Raw genomic sequence first — 23,606 nt, forward strand, 5'->3', positions numbered from 1 at the left:
GTCCGGTCCCCACGACGCGGGCCAGGTCGACGCCGGCCTCGGCGGCGAGCCGGCGCGCGAGCGGCGACACCCTGGCCCGGTGGGTGTGGGCGTGGGCGGCCGCGGCTTCCTCGAGGTCGTGCCGGGTCAGTGTGCCGTCGGGGCCCGTGCCCCGCAGCGTCGTCGGGTCGACCCCGAGCTCGTGTGCGAGGTGCCGCAGGACCGGCGACAGGCGTCGGGCCGGGGTCGGCGGGGCGACCTTCGCCCTCGCCGGCTCAGGAGCGACCTTCGCGACCGGTGCCGGCGTCACCGTGACCGGTGCCGGTGTCGCCACGACTGGCGCCGGCGTCGCAGCCACCGGCACCTCGCGAACGGGTGCCGCCCGGCCCTGAACCGGCTCACCGATGTGGGCGAGGACGGCGCCGACCGGGACCGTCTGACCCTCCTCCACGACGAGTTCGGCCACCGTCCCGGTCTCGAAGCACTCGACCTCCACCGTCGACTTCGGCGTCTCGACGACCGCGACGATGTCGCCGCGGTGCACCGGGTCACCGACCTTGACGAGCCACTCGATGAGCTGGCCCCGCTCCATGTCGGCCCCGAGCGAGGGCATCCGGAAGTCACCCATGCTCGCCGACCGCCCTCCTCGCCGCGGCCGCGATCCCCTCCGGCTGCGGCAGCGCGGCCTCCTCGAGGTGGTGCGGGTAGGGGATCGGGACCTCCGCGGCGCAGACCCGCTCGACCGGCGCGTCGAGCTCGTAGAACGCCTGCTCGACGATCCGGGCAGTCACCTCCGCGGCGAGGCTGCCCGAGCGCCAGGCCTCGTCGACGACGACGGCCCGGTGCGTCCGGGACACCGATCCGATGATCGTGGCGTCGTCGAGCGGTCGAAGCACCCGCAGGTCGACGACCTCGGCCGAGATCCCCTCAGCGGCGAGGAGGTCCGCGGCCGCGAGCGCCTTCCCGAGCCCACCGGCATACGCGATGAGGGTGACGTCGGTGCCGGGGCGGCGGACGGCCGCCCGCTCGATGTCGACGGGCGTGGGCTCCACGGGCAGCGTCCCCGAGAGGTTGTAGAGCGAGCCGTGCTCGAAGATGAGAACCGGGTCGGGGTCCTCCAGCGCCGGCCACAGCATGCCGCGCGCGTCCTCGAGCGTCGCGGGGGCGAGGACCCGCAGGCCGGGGATCGAGGCGTACCAGCCCTCGAGGCTGTGCGAGTGCTGCGCGGCGAGCTGGCGGCCCGCGCCCGTCGTCATCCGGATGACGAGCGGCACGGAGAGCTGCCCTCCGGACATGTGGCGCAGGGTCGCCGCGTTGTCGAGGATCTGGTCGAGCGCGAGGAGGCTGAAGTTGACCGTCATGATCTCGACGATCGGTCGCAGGCCACGCATCGCCGCACCGACACCGGCGCCGGTGAACGCCGACTCCGAGAGCGGAGTGTCCCGGATCCGCTCCTCGCCGAACTCCTCGAGCAGCCCGAGGCTGACCGCGAAGGAGCCGCCATAGCGGCCGACGTCCTCACCCATGAGGAAGACCCGCGGGTCGCGGAGCAGCGCCTCCCGGTGGGCGGCGCGCATCGCCTCTCGGTACGTCGTCTCGACTGTAGGAGGCACCTTCCCGGTGGTCTTCCCGGTGGTCTTCCCGGTGGCCTTCTCGGTGGCCTGCTCGCGCGCCCTGTCGGCGGTCGCCGTGCGCCTGCTCATGAGGTCCTCCTCACCGGGTCGCCGGCCGCCGTCGTGACGAAGCGGGTCAGATCCTCGACCGGCTCGAGGGGCGCCGCCTCCGCAACGGCGACGGCCTCGTCGATCTCGGTCGCGACCTCCGACTCGATCTCCGCCAGCCACTCCTCGACCTCGGCAGCGGTCATGAGACCCTCGCTCACGAGGCGGGACGCGAGCGCGGGGATCGGGTCTGACTGCTTCCAGTGCTCGATCTCCGCCTTGTCGCGGTAGCGGTCGGGGTCATACATCGAGTGCGAGCGGAACCGGTAGGTCCGCAGCTCGAGGAAGCACGGCTGCCCGCTGCTCCGCACGTAGGCGAGCGCCCTGTCGGTCGCCTCGCGCACGGCGAGCACATCCATCCCGTCGACGGACCACGCGACCATCCCGTATGCCGCTGCCCGCGCGGTGAGGTCGGTCTCGGCGTGCTCGCGGGCGAGGGCGGTGCCCATGGCGTAGCGGTTGTTCTCGCAGCAGAAGAGGACCGGCAGGTGCCACAGGGCAGCCAGGTTGGCGCTCTCGTGGAACTCCCCCTCGGCGAAGGCCCCGTCGCCGAAGAGGCACGCGGTGACGGCCTTGTCTCCCGTGAGGTGGTCCGCGAGGGCGAGGCCGACGGCGACGGGGAGCCCGCCGGCGACGATCGCGTTGCCGCCGTAGAACCGCCGGCTGGCGTCGAAGAGGTGCATCGACCCGCCGCGCCCGCCGCTGCAGCCGGTCGCCCGGCCGAACATCTCGGCCATGATCGACTCCATCGGCACCCCGCGGGCGAGGGCGTGGCCGTGCTCGCGGTACGTCGAGACGATCGCATCGTGCGCGTCGAGCGCGCCGACGACGCCGACGGCGACGGCCTCCTCGCCGATGCACAGGTGCAGGAAGCCGCGGATCTTCGTCGCGCTGTAGAGCTCGGCGCACTTCTCCTCGAACCGGCGGATGCGGATCATCTGCCGGAGGAGCCACGAGAGGAGGTCCAGGTGCGTGTCGTGCTCGACCTCGCGGTCCCTGGCGCTCATGTCGTCGCCCCCTCGTCCGTCGCCGCGGCCGGGGCGGTCTCGACGGTCGAGAGGTCCCCCTCGGGGAGCCCGAGCTCCCGGGCCTTGAGCAGCCGCCGCATGACCTTGCCGCTCCGTGTGTGGGGCAGCGCCTGGTCGAACGCGATCTCGCGCGGTGCGACCGAGCCGAGCCGGTGCCGCCCGAACGCGATGAGCTCCCGCGCCAGCCCGGGCGAGGGCTCGTAGCCGACCCGGAGCGTGACGAACGCCTTGACGATCTCGCCGGCCAGCGGGTCGGGCTTGCCGATGACGCCCGCCTCGGCGACGGCCGGGTGCTCCATGAGGGCGCTCTCGACCTCGAACGGCCCGATGAGGTGGCCGGCGGACTTGATGACGTCGTCGGCTCGCCCGACGAACCACCAGTAGCCGTCGGCGTCGACGCTCGCGAGGTCGCCGGTGAGGTACCACCCGTCGGCGAAGGCCTTGGCGTAGCGGTCCGGGTCGTCGAGGTAGGCCCGGAACATCGACGGCCACCCGGGCCGGAGTGCGAGCTCGCCCACCTCGTCGGGCCCGGTCAGCACCTCGACGCGCCCGTCGACGACGGCGGCGCGACCATCGGCTCCCTGGGCGAGGACCGCGGCCACCACCCCGGGGACGGGACGTCCCATCGAGCCCGGGCGGACCGGCATACCGGCGTAGTTGCTGACCATGATCGCGCCCGTCTCGGTCTGCCACCACGTGTCGTGGACGGGCAGGCCGAACGCCTCGAGCCCCCAGAGCACGGCCTCGGGGTTGAGCGGCTCGCCGACGCTGACGACGTGGCGCAGCGTCGGGAAGGTGTGCTCGCGCGCGAGCGCGGTGCCGGCGCGCATGAGCATCCGGAGCGCGGTCGGAGCCGTGTAGAAGACGGTCACCTGCTCGTCGTGGAGGATCCGGTACCACCGCCGTGCCTCGAAGTCGGCCGCGTCCGTGACGATCGTGACGCCGCAGCTGAGGGGCCCGAGGATGCCGTAGGACGTGCCGGTGACCCAGCCCGGGTCGGCCGTGCACCAGTAGACGTCGCCGGGGCGCAGGTCGAGCGCGAACTCCGACGTCACGTGGTGGGCGAGGATCGCCGCGTGGACGTGGACGGCGCCCTTCGGCTTGCCCGTCGTCCCGCTCGTGAAGTGCAGGAGCGCCGGGTCCTCGGGGCGCGTGGGCGCGACCGTGAACGTCTCCGGGTCGTATGCCGCCCAGCCGGCTGCCAGCGCCGCCGACCACGGCGTCGTGCCGGTCGGAGCACCCGCCTCGTCTGGGTCGACGATGAGGACGTGCTCGAGGTCGGGCAGGCTCGCGCGCTGTGGAGCGATCTTGCGGGTGTAGGAGAGCGTGTCGGTGACGAGGACGCGGATCCGCCCGAGGGCGAGGCGCTCGCGGACCGGCTCGGGTCCGAAGGCCGGGAAGAGCGGGCAGTAGACGCCGCCGGCCTTGAGCGTGCCGAGGACGGTCAGGTAGAGCTCCGGCGAGCGCGGCAGGAGCGTGCAGACCCGGTCCCCGGGCTCGAGGCCGAGCAGCCGGAGCGCCGCCGCCGTGACGTTCGTCCGTGTGCGCAGCTCTGCATACGTCAGCTCGGTGGCCTCGCCAGTCCGGTCGAGGAAGCGGATGGCGACGACGCCCGCGAGGGGTCCGGCGGCGTGTCGGTCGACGGCCTCGTGGGCCATGTTGACGTGACCGGACGGGTCGGGGTCGAGCCAGGCCCGCGCGCCCTCCCACGTGAACCTACGGCATCGCTCCTCGTAGTCACCGATGAGGGGCGGCAGCGACGGGATGTGCTCGATCGGGGCGTGGCCACCGAGGTGACCGGCGCGCGGGGCAGCCAGATCAGCCATGAGACCACGCTCCCTCGCGCCGATCGGCCCTCGGCAGGGACCAATGGCCCTGTTTCCCTAGGCGTTCCGGGCATCCACTGGTTAGGGGCCGCTGACGAGCCGCGGCACCATCCAAAGAGGAGACGACATGAGCACGAACACGCCCAGCAAGGCCACGGAACGGCGTTCGCCGTGGGCGGAGCTGTCACCGTGGGCCGACCTGGCACCCTGGGCCACGAGGATGCAGGACCTGATGGAGCAGATGTGGTCGCCGGCCATGGCCGCGAGCGACTTCGCTCCCGGCGGGGAGCTGCGCGAGACCGACGAGGCCTTCACGCTCGAGCTGGACCTGCCCGGTGTCGACAAGAAGGACATCACGATCGACTTCTCCGGCCGGCGCCTCAGCGTCCGCGGCACGAAGACGACCGAGAAGGAAGGCAACGGCACGCTGCGCCACACGACCCGCACATCCGGCACCTTCACGTACGAGGCGATCCTTCCCGTCGCCGTCGAGGAGTCCGGGGTGACGGCGACGCTCGCCGACGGCGTCCTCACGGTGACGATGCCCAAGGCCACCGAGGCCAAGACCACGCACGTCGAGATCAGCTGATCGCCGTGGCCGAGAGCACCAAGACCACCGAGACCATGTACGCGATCGTCTACCACGGGCCGGGCGCCAAGAGCTGGGAGCAGGTCGCCAAGCCGACCGTCCAGGCCGACACCGACGCCATCGTCCGCGTCGACACCGTCACGATCTGCGGCACCGACCTGCACATCCTCAAGGGCGACGTGGCCGCCGTGACCGACGGCCGGATCCTCGGCCACGAGGCGGTGGGCACGGTCGAGCAGGTCGGCCCGGGCGTCAAGAACGTCCACGTCGGCGACCGCGTGCTCGTTTCGTGCATCACCGCCTGCGGCGCCTGCCGGTACTGCCGGGAGGGCCAGTACGGCCAGTGCATCGGCGGCGGCGGGTGGATCCTTGGCCACAAGATCGACGGAACACAGGCGGAGTACGTCCGGGTCCCCTTCGCGGACACGTCGACGTTTGCCGTCCCTGAAGGTGTGACTGACGAGGAAGTGCTCATGCTCGCCGACATCGGGCCCACGGGCTACGAGGTCGGTGTGCTGAACGGCCGGGTGTCCCCCGGTGACGTCGTAGCGGTGGTGGGCGCCGGCCCGGTCGGCCTCTCCGCCATCATGGGCGCCAAGCTCTTCAGTCCAGCGCACGTCGTGGCCATCGACCTGGCCGATGCCCGACTCGAGGCGGCCAAGCAGTTCGGGGCCGACATCACGGTGAACCCCTCGCGCGAGGACCCCGTCGAGATCGTCCGCGGCCTCACCGAAGGCCTCGGCGCCGACGTGGCGATCGAGGCGGTCGGGGTCGCATCGACGTTCGAGCAGTGCGCCGCACTGATCCGCCCGGGTGGGACGGTCGCCAACGTGGGCGTCCACGGAGGCCCGGCCACCCTCCATCTCGAGGACCTCTGGATCAAGAACGTCACGATCACGACCGGTCTCGTCGACACCTACTCGACGCCGACCCTGCTTCGTTTGCTCACCGCGCACCACATCGACCTGGCCCGGTTCGTCACGCACCGGTTCGCCCTCGGCGACTTCATGGAGGCCTACGACACGTTCGCCAACGCCGCCGAGACGAGGGCCCTCAAGGTCGTCCTCTCCCGCTGAGCACACGCTGCCGCACTCCGGCCCGGACCTCTGGGCGGGAGTGCGGTCCGTCCGGGGCCGGTTCGTGCGGACCCGGGCGAGCCCAGCGGCATACCTCCGCCCCCTCCTCCCGCCACGTGAACGCAGCGTTCGTTCTTGAACTCAGTGCTCTACCGCTGCGTTCGAGAACGAACGCTGCGTTCGGTCGGCGTCGTGTGGGTCAGAGGTCGATGGTCAGGCGGACGGTCACCGTGTCGCCCAGCTCGACGCCCTCGGCCTCGCGCACCCATGTCTTGAGCGGCACGATGTATCGGCCGTCCTTGGGCCACAGGGACGTCGCCCACTCGGTGTCCCCGAGCACAGCAGTGGCCGGGATCATCCCCCAGCCGTAGCTGACCGAGGCCGACGCCACCTCGAGGTCACCGCACTGCTCGTCGGGGACGGTGACGAAGTGCCACGGGGACGGGCCCTTCCAGAACCACACCTCGCCCCTGAACTCGAGATCCATCGGGTCAGGATAGGTGCGGGCCGGGGTGGCAGTGCCCCGGATGACGACCACGATCGCCGTGACGCGGCAGGTCCACGCACGCGCACGGGCCGGGACCCGTTCGTGGTCGTTCTCCGGAACGGGGGACCTCGCGTCAGCGCTCCGGGACGTTGGCGTCGAGCTCGTCGAGCCACGCCGCGGCCGACGCGTCCGACGGCATCCGCCAGTCGCCGCGCGGCGAGAGCGACCCACCGGCGACGACCTTCGGGCCGTTGGGCAGGGCCGAGCGCTTGAACTGGTTGCCGAAGTAGCGCTTGACGAACACCTCGAGCCAGTGCCGGATCGTCGCGAGGTCGTATGCCGCTCGCTCCCTCTCCGGGTACCCCGCGGGCCACTCGCCCTCCTCCACGTCCCGCCAGGCGTGGTGGGCGAGGAAGGCGATCTTCGAGGGGCGGTACCCGCGGCGCAGGACGTGGAAGAGTGTGAAGTCCTGGAGCGAGTAGGGCCCGATCGAGGCCTCGGTGCTCTGCGGCGTCTCGCCCTCCTTCGTCGGCACGAGCTCTGGCGTGATCTCGGTGTCGAGGATCGAGGTCAGCGTCGTGTTGACGCCGCCGTCGAACTGCCCGGACGAGACGACCCACCGGATGAGGTGCTGCATGAGCGTCTTGGGCACGCCGGTGTTGACGCCGTAGTGCGACATCTGGTCGCCTACGCCGTAGGTGCACCAGCCGAGGGCCAGCTCGGACAGGTCGCCGGTGCCGAGGACGATGCCGCCGCGCTGGTTGGCGATCCGGAAGAGGTAGTCGGTCCGAAGGCCGGCCTGGACGTTCTCGAAGGTGACGTCGTAGACCTCCTCGCCGCGGCCGTAGGGGTGGCCCATCTCCGTGAGCATCTGGGTCGCGGCCGGCCGGATGTCGAGCTCCTCCCACGTGACGCCGAGCGATTTCATCAGGGCGATCGCGTTGCCCTTCGTGTGCTCGCTCGTCGCGAACCCGGGCATGGTGAAGGCGAGGATGTCGGTGCGCGGGCGCCGGAGCCGGTCCATCGCCTTGGCCGCGACGATGAGGGCGTGGGTGCTGTCGAGGCCGCCGCTCACGCCGATGACGACCTTCGGCTGGCCGATGGCGCGCAGGCGCTGCTCCAGCCCGGAGACCTGGATGTTGTAGGCCTCGTAGCAGTCGAGCGCGAGGCGCGCCTCGTCGTCCGGGACGAACGGGAACCGGTCGACCTTGCGGAGCAGCCCGATGTCACCCGACGGCGGGTCGAGCTCGAGGTCGACCCACCGGAACCCCGAGAGGCGCCCCGCGAGCGCTCGGCGGTTGTCGTCGAACGTCCCCTGGCGCTGGCGCTCCTGGCGGAGCAGGTCGAGGTCGATGTCGGCGACCGAGCTGCGCGGGCCCTCCGGGAAGCGCTCGGTCTCGACGAGGAGCGCGCCGTTCTCGTAGATCATCGTCTGGCCGTCCCACGAGAGGTCGGTCGAGCTCTCACCCTCGCCCGCGGCGGCATAGAGGTAGGCCGCGAGGCACCGGGAGGAGGCACTGCGGCACAGGAGGTGGCGGTCGTCGGCGCGGGCGACGGTGATCGGCGAACCGGAGAGGTTGAGCAGGACGGTCGCGCCGGCGAGCGCGGCCTCGTGGCTCGGCGGGACGGGCACCCACATGTCCTCGCACACCTCGGCGTGGAGGACGAGCCCGGGCACGTCGGTCGCGCGGAAGAGCAGGTCCGGCCCGAACGGCACCCGCCACCCCGCCACCTCGATGGTCTCACCGCGCTGGTCGTCGCCCGGCGCGAAGTGCCGCCGCTCGTAGAACTCGCGGTAGGTCGGCAGGTAGGACTTGGGCGCGACGCCGAGGATGGCGCCCCGATGGACGACGACGGCGCAGTTGAAGAGGCGGTTGCCCTTGGCGAGCGGCGCCCCGACGACGATGACGGGCCGCAGGTCGGTGGTCGCCTCGGCGATGCGGGCGAGGGCCGACTCGACGGCGTCGAGGAGCGGGTCCTGCAGCAGGAGGTCGTCGATCGCGTAGCCGGACAGGCCGAGCTCGGGGAACACCGCCACCGCCACGCCGTCGTCGTGGAGGCTGCGGACGCGCGCGATGACCGTGTCGGCGTTGCGCTCCGGGTCGGCCGTGGCGAGGGGCACCGTGCACGCGGCGACCCGGGCGAACCCCTGGCGGTAGGCGTTGAAGAAGGGGTGCCGCTCGCGGGCCCGGCCCGGCTGCGACCCCTCGGTCGCGCGCTCGTTCGGACCGTCGTTCGGACTGCCGTTCGGAGTGTCCATGCGCACAGTCAATCGGATCGGTCGACGTGACGTGAGCCTCCTCGCAATGCCTCGCGTGGCACCCGCATCGTTACTACGATTCGTAGTACCTGGACTTCGGTCCAGGGAGCGGCCGAGTCCCCAGGAAAGGTGGCGACCATGTCCGACCAGTCCGAGCACTACGAGCAGCCTGAGCAACCGGACCCCGTCCACGTCCTGCACCCGACGGAGTGCTGGGAGTTCCTGCGCGACCGGGAGTTCGGCCGGCTCGCCTTCCATCTCGTCGGCGAGGTGCACATCACCCCGATCAACTACGCCGTCGACCGCGAGCGGATCCTCTTCCTCACCTCAGAGGGCAACAAGCTCCTCGGGGTGACGATGAACGAGGACGTCGCCTTCGAGGTCGACGAGGTCGGCGAGGACACGGCGGTCAGCGTCGTCGCCCGAGGCCGGGCGCGTCACCTCGAGGGCCAGGAGAGGTACATCGTCGAGTCGCTCCCGCTCCGGCCCTGGGTCGACTACCCGAAGTACCAGGTCGTCGCCATCACCGTCACCGAGATCACCGGTCGCCGTTTCGACCTGTCGCGCCCCTGGCTGCACGACCGCGTCGACCCCGCCAACGCCTGAGACGTATGCCGCTGGGTCGGCACCCGCGGTCGGGTGCCGGCCCAGCGGCATACGGACAGAAAGGAACTCAGCCGACGGCGTCCCGCGCCTTGACGAACGCGTCGACGCACGCGCGGACGTCGTCCTCGGAGTGCGCGGCGGAGAGTTGGACGCGGATCCGGGCCCTGCCCTTGGGGACGACGGGGTAGCTGAAGGCGATGACGTAGACGCCGTTGCCGAGCATGTGGTCGGCGATCTGGGTCGCTCGGCGCGCGCCGTCCTCGCCGGGGAACATGACCGGCCGGATCGGGTGCATCCCGGGGAGCAGCTCGAAGCCGGCCTCGGTCATGAGCTCCTGGAAGAGGGCGGTGTTGCGCTTCAGGGCGTCGCGCTTGTCGGCGGAGCCCTCGACGAGCCGCAGGGCCGCCATCGAGCCCGCCACGACGGCCGGCGCAACCGAGTTGGAGAAGAGGTAGGGCCGCGAGCGCTGGCGCAGGAGGTCGACGACCTCCTGGTGGCTGCTGACGTAGCCGCCGGACGCGCCGCCGAGGGCCTTGCCGAGCGTGCCCGTGACGATGTCGACGCGGTCGCTCACGCCGAACAGCTCGGGCGTGCCGCGGCCGCCGTCGCCGACGAAACCGACCGCGTGGGAGTCGTCGACGAAGACGAGCGCGCCGAACTCGTCGGCGAGGCCGCAGATCCGGTCGAGCGGCGCGTAGGACCCGTCCATCGAGAAGACGCCGTCGGTGACGACGACGATCCGCTTGGCGCCCGCGGCCCGCGCCGCCTCGAGCTGGGTGCGCAGGTCGTCCATGTCGGCGTTGCGGTAGCGGAACCGCTGGGCCTTGGACAGGCGGATGCCGTCGATGATCGAGGCGTGGTTGAGCTCGTCGGAGATGATCGCGTCGTCCGGGCCGAAGAGGACCTCGAAGACGCCGCCGTTGGCGTCGAAGCAGCTCGAGTAGAGGATCGTCGCCTCGGTGCCGAGGAAGTCGCTGATCGCGTGCTCGAGCTCCGTGTGGAGAGTCTGGGTGCCGCAGATGAAGCGCACCGAGGCCATCCCGAAGCCCCACTCGTCGAGGGCCCTCTTCGATACCTCGATGACGGTCGGGTCGTCCGCGAGCCCGAGGTAGTTGTTGGCGCAGAAGTTGAGCGCCTCCGCCTTGAGCGTCGTGATGTGCGCCGCCTGCGGCGACGTCAGCTCTCGCTCGTTCTTGTAGAGGCCGGCGTCCTTGATCTCCTGCAGCGTCGCAGCGAGCTCGTCCTTGACTGAGCCGTACATCGGTGTCCTTCGCGGGTCGGGTGCTTGTGGCGCCACCCAGCGTATGCCGCCGGGCCCGCTCCCAGCGTCACGTCGGGTCCTACGCGTGGCCCGTTCGCGACTCGTCGGCCGAGAGCCAGCGGGGCCGGGGGAAGTAGTTCTCGTCGCTCTTGTCGAACGTCGTCGTCTTGCGAAGGAGACGCCGCGGGATCCGGGGGCTGCGGGAGGTCGTCTCCACCCAGGTGGTGGTCATCGCCGCGAGCGCCTCGAGGAGGTCGTCGGCGTCGGCGTCCGGCGTCAGCTCGTCGAGGTCCCGCGCCGAGGACTGGAGCGCGTTGTACGAGGCGGCCGCCTTGAGATGCTGCTCGGAGATGTCACCTGGCCGCAGGGCCGTCACGAGCGCGGCGGCGGCCGCGGCGAGCAGCGCGAGCACCCCGGCGAGCACGGGCATGGTGTTGAAGGCAGTGGCGCTGGCCGCCGCCGCGAGCACGGCCGCCGCACCGCCCGCGACCCACTGGAAGTTCCCCCAGAAGCCGGCGGCCGTGACGTGTCGCTCGGCTTGGAGCCAGGCGTTCTTCTCCATCGTCCGGATGGACTGGCGCAGGTCGGCGACCGACACGGCCACGACCGGCTTGGCGCTCGGTGGGGATGGCGGTGGTGCCGGCGCCGGGTGTGCCATGGGTGCCGATGCCGCGGCGCCGAGAGGGTTCTGCGGGCGTGTGTCCCCTGTGTCCACCATGTCTCGATGATCCTCCGCCGACCTTCGTGCGCGTGCCGATTCGGTGCAAGGTTCCCGACGGCAGCGGCCGGCGAGGCGCGCCGAGACCGGGCGAGTCAGGCGCGCCCGGGCGGCTGGAGGCCGGCGAGGTCGAGCAGGTCGTCGAGGATCTGCTCGATCTTCATCAGGAGCGAGATGTGGCCCTCCCCCTGGACCAGGTGCGGACGGGTCCCGGCGACGTGCTCGCTCAGCCAGACCGCGTGCGCGAACGGAACCATCAGGTCCTCGGTCCCCTGCCAGATCGAGGTCGGCACGTGCACGTCCGCGACGTCGAAGCCCCACGGCCTGGTGTGGGTCAGGTCGTCGTCACGCCAGCCCACGATGCCCTGGTGACCCGCATGGCGGCAGGACGCCGCGAGGTACTCGGCGAGCTCTCCGGTGAGGGCGGCCTGGTCGACCGGAGGCAGGAGCCCGCCGAGCTCGGCGACCACGTCCGCCGCCGTGACGGAGAAGAGCGGCGTTCCGTGCTCCTCGAGCCAGGCCGTGAGCGCCTCGATGCCTCCGCTGACCGCCCCGTACTCCTCGACGTTCTCGGGTCCCATGCCGGCCAGGAGGTCGAGTCCCTCCGCGTCCGGAGGGGCGATGCCGACACCCGAGGTCGCGGCCCGGCAGCGGTCCGGCAGCATCGCGGCGCAGGCAAGGGCCCGGGGGCCCCCGCCCGACCAGCCGAGCGTGATGAACTCCGTGTGGCCGAGGTGGTCGAGGATCGCGGCGGTGTCGGCAGCGTCGTCGGCGACCGTCGCGGTCGTTGCGGCGTCGACTCGTGGCGTCGACCGCCCGTAGCCCGGACGTGAGTACGAGATCGTCAGCAGGCCGCGAGTGGTCGCGGCCCGCTCGAGTATCCCGAAGGGCACGGCTCCCTGTGGCGTCCCGTGGTGGAAGACGAACGGAACACCGCCGTCCGGGCCGGTGACGAGGACCTCGAGCTCACGGCCGTCGGCCAGCGGGACCATCCGGACTTCCGGGCCACTGGCGGGCTTGCTCGTCGTAGTGCTCATCCCGACAGGCTAGGGGCGATGCGGCCGCACCGGTGTGCCTTCGGTCGCACCACGCTGATTCCGGTGAGCCGCACGCTGCCGCCGCCTACGCTGGCAGCACCGACGAGACCGCACTAGGAGTCACGATGGCAGAGCACCCGGTCGTCAACCGCGCATCGCAGGTGGGGCTCGTCGCGGCGTCCGCGACCGTGCCGGCCACGTTCGCGCGGTCGCTCTCGAAGCGCTCGTGGATCGACCAAGGGCTGATCACGGGCCTCTCCACGGGCACGCAGTTCGTGCTGACCGTGGGGTCGCAGGCGGCGCTGTCCCGGACGGCCTCGTTCCTCGCACCACTCCTGCCGATGCCGCAGTCGTGGACCGACGAGCAGCGCGTGCGGGCCGTGACGATCGCCGTCGACCTGCTCGCCGTCCCGGTGGGCCTGGCCGTGAGCCAGCTGAAGGTCCGGGACGAGTACGAGGAGCGGACCCGGTCGTTCGTCAGGCAGGCCGGCTGGCGTCTCGGCGTCACCGGCCTGTGCGGGTCGACGCTCGAGAGCGGGCTTGCGGTCACGCAGCGGCTCGACGACGCCGTGGGAGCCGATGGGCGACTCGCCCGGCTCCCCGTCGCCGTGCCCGCGGGTCTGCTCATCAACGCGGTCGCCGAGGCCGTGCGCCAGCGGGACGTGCCGCCCGACCACGAGACCGACCCGGCCCGGGCCAACCCGATGGTCGGGCTCGCCGCCGGCGGTGGGGTCGTCCTCGCGCTCACCGCGGTCGTCGCCGCGGAGAACTGGAGCGCCCGCCAGGTCGCCGCCCTCGGCGCCCGGGCGCTGCCGATGTCGGAGACGTCGTGGCTGCGCCTCGCGCACACCCTCGCCATGGGGACGATGGCCCTGGGCACCCACGCCCTGTGGGACCGGGCGATGACCCGGATCGAGGCAGCGACGACGACGTACGAGGATGTCGTCGAGGGTGCCGAGACGGGCGCGTGGACGACCCCGTCGATCAGCGGTTCGCCCGAGAGCCTCGTGTCGTGGAGGCAGATGGGCCGCGAGGGCCGGCGCCACGCCATCTCCTTCGTCCGTCCACGTCACCTCACCGACGCGCCCGCGGAGATCAATGGCGTCCCCCTGCCCGACTACTCCATCAGCACGGTCATGCAGGAGGAGCCGAAAGCCGACCCCATCCAGGTCTTCGTCGGGCTCGACAACGCCCCGACCGCGAAGGAGCGCGTCGACCTCGCCCTCGCCGAGATGGACCGGACCGACGCGTGGTCGCGCTCGCTCCTCATGCTCGTCTCCCCGACCGGCACCGGCTACGTCAACTACGTCGCGCTGGCCTGTGCGCAGTACCTCACCCGCGGAGACATCGCCACCGTGACCCTCCAGTACTCCCATCGGCCCTCGCCGCTCTCCCTCGGCATGGTCGGCCGGGCCAAGGAGCAGAACCGGCTCCTGTGGCTGCGGATCGTCGAGCGGCTCCGCGAGATCCCGTCCGAGCGACGGCCGCGGGTCGTCGTCTTCGGCGAGTCGCTCGGGGCGCACACGAGCCAGGCGGCCTTCGCCGGGTGGGGGACCCTCGGCCCGGCGGCGCTCGGCATCGACCGTGCGCTGTGGATCGGGACCCCGGCCCTCAGTGCCTGGCGCAAGGAGCTCATGGACCCGAGCCGGCTCGAGGTCGACCGCAGCCTCGTCGCGATCGTCAACGACTACGAGCAGTTCCGCGCCCTCGGCGAGGAGGCCCGAAAGAAGGTCAGGTACGTCCTGCTCAGCCACGACAACGACGGCGTCACGAAGTTCACCCCGGACCTGCTCGCGTACCGGCCGTCCTGGCTCGGGCCGCAGCGCCCGGCCGAGGAGGAGGTCCCCGGACGGTCACCCCGCGGCATACCTCCGTCGATGCGGTGGCGGCCCGTGACGACGTTCTTCCAGCTCATGGTCGACATGAAGAACGCCCAGATCCCCGGCGCCTACCGGGCCTGGGCGCACGACTACCGCGCCGACCTGCCGGAGTTCATCCGGGACGTCTTCGACCTGTCGTGCAGCGACGAGCAGATGGAGCGGATCAAGGATGCGTGCGAGCGGCGCGAGGCCGTCCGCGAGAAGCTTTTCGCCTGACGGCTCGTCAGGACCGCGTCGCGTAGCGCACGAAGACCGTGCCGCCATCGAACCGCCGGTGGTCGATCAGGTCGAGGTCGAGCCGGACCCCGTCGGGCAGCGCCCGGGTGCCGCCCCCGACGACGACCGGCGTCACGAGGAGCCGGACCTCGTCGACGAGGCCGTGGCGCAGGGCCTCCGCGGCGAGGTGGGGGCCTCCGACGCTGACATCGCGGCCGGCATACGCCTTGAGGGCACGCACCTGCTCGACGTCGAAGCTCCGCTCGAGGCGGGTCCGCGCGCTCGACACGGAGCCGAGGGTCGTGGAGTAGACGATCTTGTCGGCGCCCTGCCAGATGGCCGCGTAGTCGTGCATCGCCGACGCGGGCTCCCCCGAGGTCGGGGCGGTCTCCCAGTAGAGCATCGTCTCGTAGAGCCTGCGCCCGTAGAGGTAGGTGCCGACCGGTCGCTCGAGGTCGTTGACGAAGGCGTGCACCTCCTCGTCCGGCGCGGCCCAGTCGAAGCGTCCCTCCGCGTCTGCGACGTAACCGTCGAGCGAGGTGATCACCGTGTAGACCAGCAGTGCCATCGCGTCTCCTTCGCCGTGCCGTCCCTCTCCCGCCCGTGCCGCGCGCGCCGTTGCGTGCCCTTCACGGGAAGTCGACCACAGGAGGGGCCCCGATGGGGCGAACGGGCCCGGAGACGTATGCCGCTGGGCGGGCTCCGCGGCCACCCGGCTGCGTCGAAGCGGCCCGGAGAACTCCAACGAGCAGCCCTCAGGCACACCTGAGACGAGTCAGCCCGCCTGGCGCAGAGTCAGTGCCCACCGCAGGTCTCGATCCACCACGTGTCGTCCGCTTCCGAGCTCATGAGATCTGCGCCGAGGGACAGTACGTGATCGACGAACTCACTCGGAAGACCCACGCCATCGCCTGGTCGCCTTTGAGGTCATCTCGATGCCGACCGGTCAACCCTCGTGAGTGCCGCGGTGCCATTGTCTTCGGGTTTGCCGATCCACGGGCCCCGCCCCCGGTCCCCCGGTCCACCCCGGCGCTCCACCGAGCTGTGCGCCACGGGGGCGGCGGGCAGCAGGCCCGGGCGCGGCGACGACCGTCGCCTCCCCGAGCCTCTCCGCCACGCTGCCGATCGGCCGGGGCCCCTTCGGTGGCGTCGCCGTCGAACGAGGGCCTGTCACATGATCGGGGCCAAACTCGCTCGGCAACCACCTCTCTTCGATGCGGCCCAGGCGCCAGATCCCCAACGCGACCAGCCACGAGCCGGCGAACAGGCCGACGATGGCGTAGCCCGCGTGGGCCAGGTCGATGCTTGCGATGGCTGCCAATGGTCCGCTGGTAACGGAGAGCTGGTCGGCAATCACGCCGGCCAGCTCCACGCTGCCGATCGCCAGGGCAACGATAACCGAGATGGCGGTGATCGTGAGGTTGTAGAAGACCTTGCGGACCGGGTGCGCGAACGCCCAGCCGTAAGCGGCGTTCATGAGCACCCCGTCGCCGGTGTCCGCAAGGCACATGCCCGCTGCGAACAGGAGGGGTAGCACGAGGATGGCGTAGATCGGCAGGTCGAAAGCGGCGGCACCGCCAGCAAGCACGAGCAGCCCGACCTCGGTGGCGGTATCGAAGCCGAGGCCGAACAGCAAGCCAATCGGGTAGCTCTGCCACGGCTTGGTGACCGACTTTGTCAGGCCGCCCAGAACGCGGTTGATCGCCCCACGGGACTCAAGCCTCTTCTCGAGCTCGGCCTCGTCGAAACGGCCGGTGCGCATCTCGCGGAAGATGCGGATGATGCCGAGCAGGGCGGCGAGGTTGACAATTCCGAGCACCCACAGGAACGCCCCGGAAACCACCGGGCCGACGATCCCCGTGATCGCGTGGAGCCGAGAGCTGTCACTCTCGACCGGACCGACCAACGACTTCACCCCGACTGCCAGGAAGGCAGCGAGCGCGAACACGATGGTCGAGTGGCCCAGCGAGAACCAGAAGCCCACCGAAAGAGGCTTTCTTCCTCGGTCGTCGCCGTCGGCCCGCCGGGCGAGGTTGTCGCCGATCAGCTTCCGGGTCGTGTTGTCGACCGCGGCGATGTGGTCGGCGTCGAAGGCGTGCCGGAGCCCGAACGTGTAGGCGAGCACGCCCACGCCGACGGTGAAGAAGTGGTGACCGTCCCCGAGCCGGAAGTGCCGCGGCGCGACGAGCCCGAACAGCAGGCCGAACCCGACCAGGTGCAGCACGAGGATGGACGTCGCCATGCGGCCCAGTCCGCGCCGCTCAGCTCGGGTCAGGCTCCGCGCGAACGCCCGTAGCGGCTTGCGGGCCAACGGTGGTGTGTCGACCGCGGTGGTCGCACGCTGGGACAACATGGCTGGGTCCTCCGGATCGGGTCGTTCTCGTGGGTCGTGTTGACTGAGCGTTTAGCTCGTCGGCTGATCGGCTCGTGCGCCGGGCGCGCTGGTGGATGTCCGGGAAGGAGCCGGTGCGGGCACGGGGCACGCGCATCCCGCAGCGGATGCTCGGACCGAGGCGGCTCCGAAGGCCCGAGCATCCGCTCCGTCCGAGGTACTAGGGCCTCGGCGCGGGTACCACGTAGGGGAATGCGCTGGCGCGCAGATGCCCGGACACTGACGGCGTCAAACCCGACGGGATGGCCGTGTTCGTGACCAGGGACAGCATGACCTCGGGGGCGTTGTCGGCGAGGGTACGGCCGTTGCGCACGGCGAAGCCGTACACCGCCGGAGTACCGACAACGTAGGGCATCACATCGGGGAAGAGCTGGTCGGCCACGACGTGCCCGTACCCGTCGGGGTCGCCAGAGGTGCCGGACGCTGCGACGGTGGACGAGATGAGGTCGGCCACGTACTTGCCGTCAGCGGCGCGGTCCTCGGACGGGTGGCGGGTGTTTGCCGGGTGGGCGAAGTGCACGTCGTCGGGCCAGAAGATCGGCCAGAGCATCGGGCGCCCGAACCGGTTGATCTGGTGCCACTCGTCGTCGCCCTCGCTGATCTTGGTGGTGCACCAGACGGCGACTGCAGCCCCGGGCTGCAGCCGGGGGTGCCGATGGGAGACCTCGAGCACGATGGAGTCGACGGTGGTGTCGGTGAAGCTGTTCTCCGCTGCGTCCGGGTTCCAGCCGGACAGGTCCAGAGCGGTACCGCCGCGGACGGCGCCGTTGACCATTCCCAGCAGTGACAGGTCGATGTAGAACGAGTCTGCGATGCGCCCCGCCCACACGTTGGCGTCGCCCGCCTCCGCGGCCGACCCGGTGCGCCCTTCGAGCACGAGGTCACCGGAGGCCGAGTCGTCGCTGGCGGCCGCGCCGTCGAGGACGTGGAGCCGGTAGGCCTGGTGCCCGTCTCTGCTTGGGGGCTCGAAGCTGAGCCGGTAAGTGAGCTCCTCCCGAGCTGCGCCGTCGAAGTGGACCTTGAACTCGTAGCGCGCGTCGGGAAGGAAGGACGGTTCGGAGTGTTCTCCCGTGATGGTGGAGTTGACGTTCATGATGAAGACCGTGCTGTTCTCGCCGGGGAAGACGTACATGTCGTCGATGTACAGCTGCCCGAGCGTGCCGGCCTGTGCAGCCGCGAGGTGGTGGGACATGGGGCTCTCCTTTGGTGGGTGGGGTGATGACGTTTCCGATCGTCGGCTCTGGTCGTCGCCTGTCGCTTCTGTCGGATGACCTGATCCGGTGACGTGACCCGCCCTGGGCGGCCACGCCCCGACGTTGCGTCGCGGGGGCCGACGGCTCCGCAGGTGCGTCGAGCGAGCTGCAATCCGCGTCGACCTGCCTGCCGCTCGCAGGCTGCGGTACGTCGCGTCCTGGTCGACAGGTCCGGCTACTGCGCGGCGGCGGCCAGCATCCACAGGTCCTTCTCCAGGTCGATGACCAGGCCGTGCAGCAAGTCCGTCGTGGAAGGGTCCTCGGCGTCGACCGCGTCGCGGATCGCTCGTAGGGTGCCGACGGCCGTGGCGATGCGCCCGGCCACCGTGCGGGCAGTTTCCCCGGCCTGCGCCGGACCGGCCGTCATCGGTGGCAGGTGTGTTGCCGATGCGACGGTGGTGGACCGGCCGTCTGGGACGGCCTGGAGTGCTCGCATCCGTTCCGCGATGGTGTCCCCGCCGCTCCGAGCGGTGTCCACGACCGTGTCGAGCAGCTCGTGGACCGCCTTGAAGTCCGCGCCGACCACGTTCCAGTGCGCGTGCTTGGCCTGCAGCTCGAGCTCGATGAGATCGACGAGGGCGGCTTGGAGGTTGGCCTGCAGCCCGCCGGATGCGGCGGCGCGGGCCCGGTCGGACTCAAGTCGTCGGGTTGCGTGTCGAGGTCGTGTGAGTCCTGCTGTCATTGGTCTCTCCTGTACGTGTCGCTGTTGGCGAAGGTGGGTCCTAGGGCTGCCCGGGGCCGCGTCAGACCGTGTCCGGGGCGATCCGCCAGCCGGGGGTCCGTATGGCGCCCGCGGCGCCCGGGCGGCCAGGGAGTGAGGTGTCGTGCGCGAATGACTGCGGCGCCCCGTCCGTGCCGTGGTCCCGCCAGCTCTGTCACCGGGCACCGAGCGCCTGGCGGAGCGTGCTGGCCGCGAGACTCATGGCGCCGCGGGCGGCCTGGGTGTCGGCCAGGGCGTTGAGCATGACGAAGTCGTGGATGATCCCGCCGAATCGGACTGCGGTGACCGGCACGCCCGCCGCCCGGAGCTTGGAGGCGTACCGCTCGCCCTCGTCACGCAGGACGTCGGCCTCTCCGGTGATCACCAGAGCGGGCGGCAGCCCGGCCAGTTGCTCTGTCGTGGCCCGCAACGGCGACGCCGTGATCTGGGCCCGCTCGGCGGGGTCGGTCGTGTACTGGTCCCAGAACCACTCCATGGCATCGCGCCGCAGGAAGTAGCCCTCGGCGAACTCGTGGTAGGAGGGGGTGTCGAAGTTGGCATCAGTGACCGGGTAGAACAGCACCTGGTGGCGAAAGGCGACGCCACCCCGCTCCTTGGCCAGCAACGTCAGGGCGATCGTCATGTTGCCGCCGACACTGTCGCCGGCGACGGCGATTCGCTCCCCGTCCAGACCGAACTCGAGTCCGTGGGCGGCCACCCACTGGGCCACGGCGAAGCTCTCCTCGACGGCCGTGGGGTACCTCGCCCCCGGGGAGAGCGTGTAGTTGGGGAACACGACAGCCGCCTGGGTGCGAACGGCGAGCTCGCGGATGAGGCGATCGTGGGTGTGGCTGTTGCCGAACACCCACCCGGCGCCGTGCACGTAGACGATCACGGGAAGGCTCGCCGGCGAATGCTGCGGGCGCAGGATGCGCACCGACACCTCACCGGTCGGCCCCCCTGGAACGCGGGTGTCGACGATGTCGACGGGTTGCCTGGCGACGGTCCCGCTCTGGACGTCGTCGACGACCTGCCGCCCCTTTTCGGGGCCGAGGTCGAACAGGTACGGCGGGTTGGCAGTGGCATCACAGAACGCTTGGGCGGCTGGCTCGAGGTTGACAGACATAGGGGCTTCTCCTTGGGGGACGGACGGCAGGGCCGCCTTCGAGGTGGGGTCATCACCGAGCGTGTTCCGGAGACCGACGTGACCGCTTCTGTCAGATGACGGGGATGGTGACCGGGTCACCCCGGCGGGCCACCCCGGCCGAGTGGGGACTCTCACCAGTGGTGGCGACGACGCGGAAAGATGGGTCGACAACGACTGCCCGGCGTCATCGCACGGCGCCGAAGGAGCTCCCCCTCTGTACGGCGTGCGGGTTCGCTCGGTACGTTGCCTGCATGCTCGAGGTGCGGGTGCTGGGGCAGCTGCAGGTCGCGGTGAATGGAAACCTGATCAGCGTGACGGCACCCATGCAGCGCGCCCTGCTGGCCTCGTTGGCGTTGGCGCGCGGGCACGTCCTGACCCGGGGGCAGCTCGTCGATGCGCTTTGGGCGAACCCGCCGGCCACCGCGGTGAACTCCGTCCAGCAGCACGTCTCGGCGCTGCGCGCCGGGCTCGGCCAGGAGGCGATCGTGACGGCGGGGGCCAGCTACCGGCTGAGGGTGGATCCGGTCTCGGTCGACGTAAGCCGGTTCCACGCCCTCGTCGCCGAGGCCCGGCGCCGCCGGAAAACGGGGGACGCGGCGGCAGCGTCTCGTCTGTTGTGGGAGGCCGTCGGGCTCTGGCGCGGCGCGGCGTTGGCCGACCTGCCCGACTGTCCGTTCGTAGCGCCGGCCCGAGCGGGTCTGGACGATGCCCTCCTGGCCGCCGAACTGCTGCGGGTCTCGGTCGAGATCGAGATGGGGCACGCTGCCGCGGTAGTCGAGCGGGCCGGCGCGCTGGCTGCAGAGCACCCGTTCAACGAGTCGGCCGCCGAGCAGCTGATGCGGGCGCTGGCGGGAACGGGCCGAACCGCGGATGCCCTGGAAGTCTACGACCGGATCCGGGCCAGGCTGGTCGAAGAGCTTGGTATGGATCCTGGGGAGCGGCTGCGCGCCACCCACGTCGCGGTGCTGGCCGCGGACCCGACGCTGGCAGCCCCCGCCGCCCCTCGGTGGTTGCCCGACACGGTCCCACGGCCCGCAAACGCCATGCTGGGTCGTGAGCCTGAGCTGACAGAGGTCGAACAGCTGCTGGCCGCTCCCGGGGTCGCGCTGATCACCCTGAGCGGGCCCGGCGGTGTGGGCAAGACCCGACTTGCTGTCGAGCTGGCCCTGCGGGCCGCAACCGACCGCGAGGTCGTCTACGTGGCCCTCGACGTGGTCCCGACCGCCGACCGCGTGCTGCCGACCGTAGCCGCCGCGCTCCAGCTCAGGGCCACGCCTGACGCGGACCTTGTGGCCGAGATCGCCAATGTCGTCCAGGGCCGTGACCTGCTGCTGGTGCTCGACAACCTCGAGCATGTCATTCGCGTCGCGCCCGACCTGGCCCGGCTGCTCAGCCTTGCCCGGGGAGGGGTCCAGCTGCTGGTTACCAGCCGCGAGTCCCTGAGGATCCGCGGTGAGCACCTCGTCCGAGTCAACCCACTCGCCACCGAGTTCTCGGGCCCGGACGACTCCGGTGACGGCGTCGGGCGTGCAGTGGCCGGAGCGACGCCGGCACCGGCCGTAGAGCTGTTCTGGCAGCGGGCCGAGGCTGCCAGCCCTGAGTTCCGCCGCGAGAACGACCCGGCCGCGGTGCGTGCGATCTGTGAGCGGCTGGACGGCCTTCCGCTCGCGATCGAGCTGGCGGCGGCCCGCGTCAACGTCCTGCCGCCGGAGCAGATGACCGAGCGCTTGTCGCACCGGCTGAGCCTGCTCACGACGGGCACCAGAGACGCCCCCCACCGGCAGCAGTCACTGCGGGCCTGCCTCGAGTGGAGCGTGGACCTGCTCACAGATCGCGAGCGGTGGCTCCTGGGGGTCAGTTCAGTGTTCGTCGGCGGACTAACGCTCGCCTCGCTGGAGGCAGTCTCCGCCGCAATCCTGCCCCACGTGGACGCTGTGGCCGTCGTCGACTCCCTGGTCGCCAAGAGCCTGCTCAGACCGGTTTCCGACCGGGCCGGCACGAGGCTGTTCCTGCTCGAGACGGTGCGCGAGCTCGCGGCCGAGCTGCTGGAATCCTCCGGGGAGCGCCATGTGGTCAAGCTGGCCCACGCGCGCCACTTCCACGACCTTCTTGCCCAAGAGCCCAACGCGTGCCTCTGGCCACCGCGCAACGCCCAGGAGCTGGCCGCCTGGACCGCAGAGCTGCCCAACGCACGAGCGGCGCTGCAGACCCTGGAGGAGACCGGCGCATCCCAGCTGCGCGCCGACCTGGCGGTTGCGCTGTTCAGCATCGCGCAGAACGGCGGTTTCATCGACGAGCTCGAGACCCACCTGACCGCCCTCCGGGCGTCACCCGACGTGGCGGTCGCGAGCCAAGTGGACCTCACGGGCGCGGCGGCCTGGCTCGCCGAGATGCGCGGCGAGACCGTCCGAGCGGGCCGTCTGCTCGACGCGGCGCTCGACCTGGTGGCGACGATGGTGCCGCCGAACCCTGCTCAGGAGGCGGTCCTGCACCAGTATGGCGCCGTCATCGCCTACCACCGCGGCGATTCCCGCCGCAGAGCCCTGGAGTCGGAGCTGGCCAAGTCCGCGGCCCTGGCCAGCGGCAACGAAGAGTTGATCGCCATCGTTGAGACCATCCAGCCGATGACCGCGGGTGCTGGGTTCCTCGCCAGGGCCGAACGGGCCCTGAGCTCTGCTCGCCGCCACGACAACCAGATCGTCGAGTCCTACGCGCTGCTCGAGCTCAGCGAGGTCGCCCTGAACAGTGACCAGCCGGCGGTGCTGGCGCACGCGGAGCAATGGGGTCGCCGCGCGACTCAGATCGGCCTCCTCATGGGCGACGTCGTGCCGCAGGCGCGCGGCCTCAGCAACGCCGGCGCCGCGGTCCTGCTCGCCGGGGGGTCCTCGAGCCAGGCTGCCGCGGATCTGCGCACCTCTCTCCAGGGCGCCCGTCGCGTCGGAGACGTTGCGACCGAGATCGAGGATCTGCTCCGTCTGGCGGCCGTGGAGGGAGTGCGGGGCGCCACCGATAGAGCGAGGGTCCTGTACACGATGTGGCGTGCACTGGACGAGAAGGACGGGCCGAACGTCAGCTCGTCCAACCGGCGAATCATCGAGACGTTCCTGCCCCATCTGGCCGGCCAGCCGCTCGACGTGGACGACCCGGCGGCGCGCCTGACCCTGGCCGAAGCGGTCGAGGTTGCCCTCGCCGAGCGAACCATTCCAGACATCTCGGATGTTGGAGCCGGCCACCCGCGCTGACTCCCGCGGGACGATCTCCCTGCCAGCCGAGGACCGCAGGCAAGACAGCGTGATGCCCGCCGACGTCCGTCAGCGGCCGTCAGCGGTCCGTCAGCGGTCGTTCAACGCTGATCGGGAGCATCGGGGGAACGGTGCTGGGACCCCGGAGCAAGGCCACGACGGGCCGACCAAGGCCAGACAGACGCTCA

General features: G+C 71.1%; 19 protein-coding genes. 5 read left to right on the forward strand and 14 right to left on the reverse strand.

All coding sequences use genetic code 11. The annotated features are described in order from the left end of the window. From N865_RS06535 to acsA, 4 genes are all read right to left on the reverse strand, one after another. The coding region (locus N865_RS06535) for an E3 binding domain-containing protein (RefSeq protein ID WP_034803221.1) at positions 1 to 607 on the reverse strand (607 nt) is incomplete at its 3' end. Then, positions 600 to 1,682 carry an alpha-ketoacid dehydrogenase subunit beta gene (locus N865_RS06540; RefSeq protein WP_084328013.1) on the reverse strand — a complete coding sequence of 361 codons (1,083 nt, stop codon included), beginning with the start codon at positions 1,680 to 1,682 and terminating at the stop codon, positions 600 to 602. The genes N865_RS06535 and N865_RS06540, both read right to left, overlap by 8 nt. Next, entirely contained in the window at positions 1,679 to 2,707 is a 1,029-nt protein-coding gene (pdhA, locus tag N865_RS06545; protein WP_051510278.1) for a pyruvate dehydrogenase (acetyl-transferring) E1 component subunit alpha, read from the reverse strand. The genes N865_RS06540 and pdhA overlap by 4 nt, the downstream gene beginning before the upstream one ends. Beyond that, the gene (gene acsA, locus N865_RS06550; RefSeq protein WP_084328014.1) at positions 2,704 to 4,554 is read right to left on the reverse strand and encodes an acetate--CoA ligase; all 1,851 of its coding nucleotides are present in this window, start codon (positions 4,552 to 4,554) and stop codon (positions 2,704 to 2,706) included. The genes pdhA and acsA overlap by 4 nt, the downstream gene beginning before the upstream one ends. Before the next feature lie 127 nt (positions 4,555 to 4,681). Here acsA and N865_RS06555 point away from each other — a divergent pair, with 127 nt between their 5' ends. Further along, positions 4,682 to 5,143 (forward strand): Hsp20/alpha crystallin family protein, encoded by a 462-nt coding sequence (locus tag N865_RS06555; RefSeq protein ID WP_084328015.1) that lies wholly within the window; start codon positions 4,682 to 4,684, stop codon positions 5,141 to 5,143. A 5-nt stretch (positions 5,144 to 5,148) separates the two neighbouring features. After that, positions 5,149 to 6,219: a zinc-dependent alcohol dehydrogenase family protein gene (locus N865_RS06560; protein WP_407636743.1), complete on the forward strand. Its 1,071-nt coding sequence runs from the start codon at positions 5,149 to 5,151 to the stop codon at positions 6,217 to 6,219. Between the two features lie 199 nt (positions 6,220 to 6,418). Here the strand turns inward: N865_RS06560 and N865_RS06565 are convergent, their stop codons facing one another. Both N865_RS06565 and N865_RS06570 read right to left on the reverse strand, forming a co-directional pair. Further along, positions 6,419 to 6,706 (reverse strand): DUF1905 domain-containing protein, encoded by a 288-nt coding sequence (locus N865_RS06565; protein WP_034803368.1) that lies wholly within the window; start codon positions 6,704 to 6,706, stop codon positions 6,419 to 6,421. A 133-nt stretch (positions 6,707 to 6,839) separates the two neighbouring features. Continuing rightward, entirely contained in the window at positions 6,840 to 8,966 is a 2,127-nt protein-coding gene (locus tag N865_RS06570) for an NAD(+) synthase (protein WP_084328016.1), read from the reverse strand. 138 nt (positions 8,967 to 9,104) lie between these two features. Between N865_RS06570 and N865_RS06575 the strand changes: the two genes are divergently transcribed. Next, positions 9,105 to 9,572 (forward strand): pyridoxamine 5'-phosphate oxidase family protein, encoded by a 468-nt coding sequence (locus N865_RS06575; protein ID WP_034803224.1) that lies wholly within the window; start codon positions 9,105 to 9,107, stop codon positions 9,570 to 9,572. Between the two features lie 67 nt (positions 9,573 to 9,639). On the opposite strand, the gene N865_RS06580 is transcribed toward N865_RS06575, so the two are convergent. From N865_RS06580 to N865_RS06590, 3 genes are all read right to left on the reverse strand, one after another. Next, complete coding sequence (locus tag N865_RS06580) at positions 9,640 to 10,833, reverse strand: glycine C-acetyltransferase (protein ID WP_034803227.1); 1,194 nt, start codon at positions 10,831 to 10,833, stop codon at positions 9,640 to 9,642. Between the two features lie 79 nt (positions 10,834 to 10,912). Further along, positions 10,913 to 11,551 carry an SLATT domain-containing protein gene (locus tag N865_RS06585; RefSeq protein WP_157557592.1) on the reverse strand — a complete coding sequence of 213 codons (639 nt, stop codon included), beginning with the start codon at positions 11,549 to 11,551 and terminating at the stop codon, positions 10,913 to 10,915. Between the two features lie 95 nt (positions 11,552 to 11,646). Next, positions 11,647 to 12,588 (reverse strand): alpha/beta fold hydrolase, encoded by a 942-nt coding sequence (locus tag N865_RS06590; RefSeq protein WP_169735711.1) that lies wholly within the window; start codon positions 12,586 to 12,588, stop codon positions 11,647 to 11,649. Positions 12,589 to 12,713: 125 nt separating this feature from the next. On the opposite strand from N865_RS06590, the gene N865_RS06595 reads away from it, so the two are divergent. After that, positions 12,714 to 14,684, forward strand: a complete 1,971-nt coding sequence (locus N865_RS06595) for an alpha/beta-hydrolase family protein (protein WP_034803236.1) — start codon at positions 12,714 to 12,716, stop codon at positions 14,682 to 14,684. Between the two features lie 7 nt (positions 14,685 to 14,691). On the opposite strand, the gene N865_RS06600 is transcribed toward N865_RS06595, so the two are convergent. From N865_RS06600 to N865_RS06620, 5 genes are all read right to left on the reverse strand, one after another. Continuing rightward, the gene (locus tag N865_RS06600; protein WP_034803239.1) at positions 14,692 to 15,252 is read right to left on the reverse strand and encodes a dihydrofolate reductase family protein; all 561 of its coding nucleotides are present in this window, start codon (positions 15,250 to 15,252) and stop codon (positions 14,692 to 14,694) included. A 378-nt stretch (positions 15,253 to 15,630) separates the two neighbouring features. Beyond that, positions 15,631 to 17,037 carry a Nickel transporter NicT gene (gene nicT, locus N865_RS06605; RefSeq protein WP_084328017.1) on the reverse strand — a complete coding sequence of 469 codons (1,407 nt, stop codon included), beginning with the start codon at positions 17,035 to 17,037 and terminating at the stop codon, positions 15,631 to 15,633. Between the two features lie 199 nt (positions 17,038 to 17,236). After that, positions 17,237 to 18,268 (reverse strand): DUF4331 family protein, encoded by a 1,032-nt coding sequence (locus tag N865_RS06610; RefSeq protein WP_034803242.1) that lies wholly within the window; start codon positions 18,266 to 18,268, stop codon positions 17,237 to 17,239. 236 nt (positions 18,269 to 18,504) lie between these two features. After that, on the reverse strand, positions 18,505 to 19,011 hold the full coding sequence (locus N865_RS06615; RefSeq protein ID WP_034803245.1) for a Dps family protein: 507 nt from the start codon (positions 19,009 to 19,011) through the stop codon (positions 18,505 to 18,507). Between the two features lie 193 nt (positions 19,012 to 19,204). Then, positions 19,205 to 20,155, reverse strand: coding sequence for an alpha/beta hydrolase (locus N865_RS06620; protein ID WP_034803261.1), 951 nt, complete (start codon positions 20,153 to 20,155; stop codon positions 19,205 to 19,207). A 272-nt stretch (positions 20,156 to 20,427) separates the two neighbouring features. Between N865_RS06620 and N865_RS21650 the strand changes: the two genes are divergently transcribed. Continuing rightward, positions 20,428 to 23,418, forward strand: a complete 2,991-nt coding sequence (locus N865_RS21650; RefSeq protein ID WP_051510279.1) for a BTAD domain-containing putative transcriptional regulator — start codon at positions 20,428 to 20,430, stop codon at positions 23,416 to 23,418. Positions 23,419 to 23,606 lie beyond the last annotated feature (188 nt).

Origin of the sequence: Intrasporangium oryzae NRRL B-24470 (genome assembly GCF_000576595.1) — a bacterium.
Lineage (GTDB): Bacteria > Actinomycetota > Actinomycetes > Actinomycetales > Dermatophilaceae > Intrasporangium_C > Intrasporangium_C oryzae.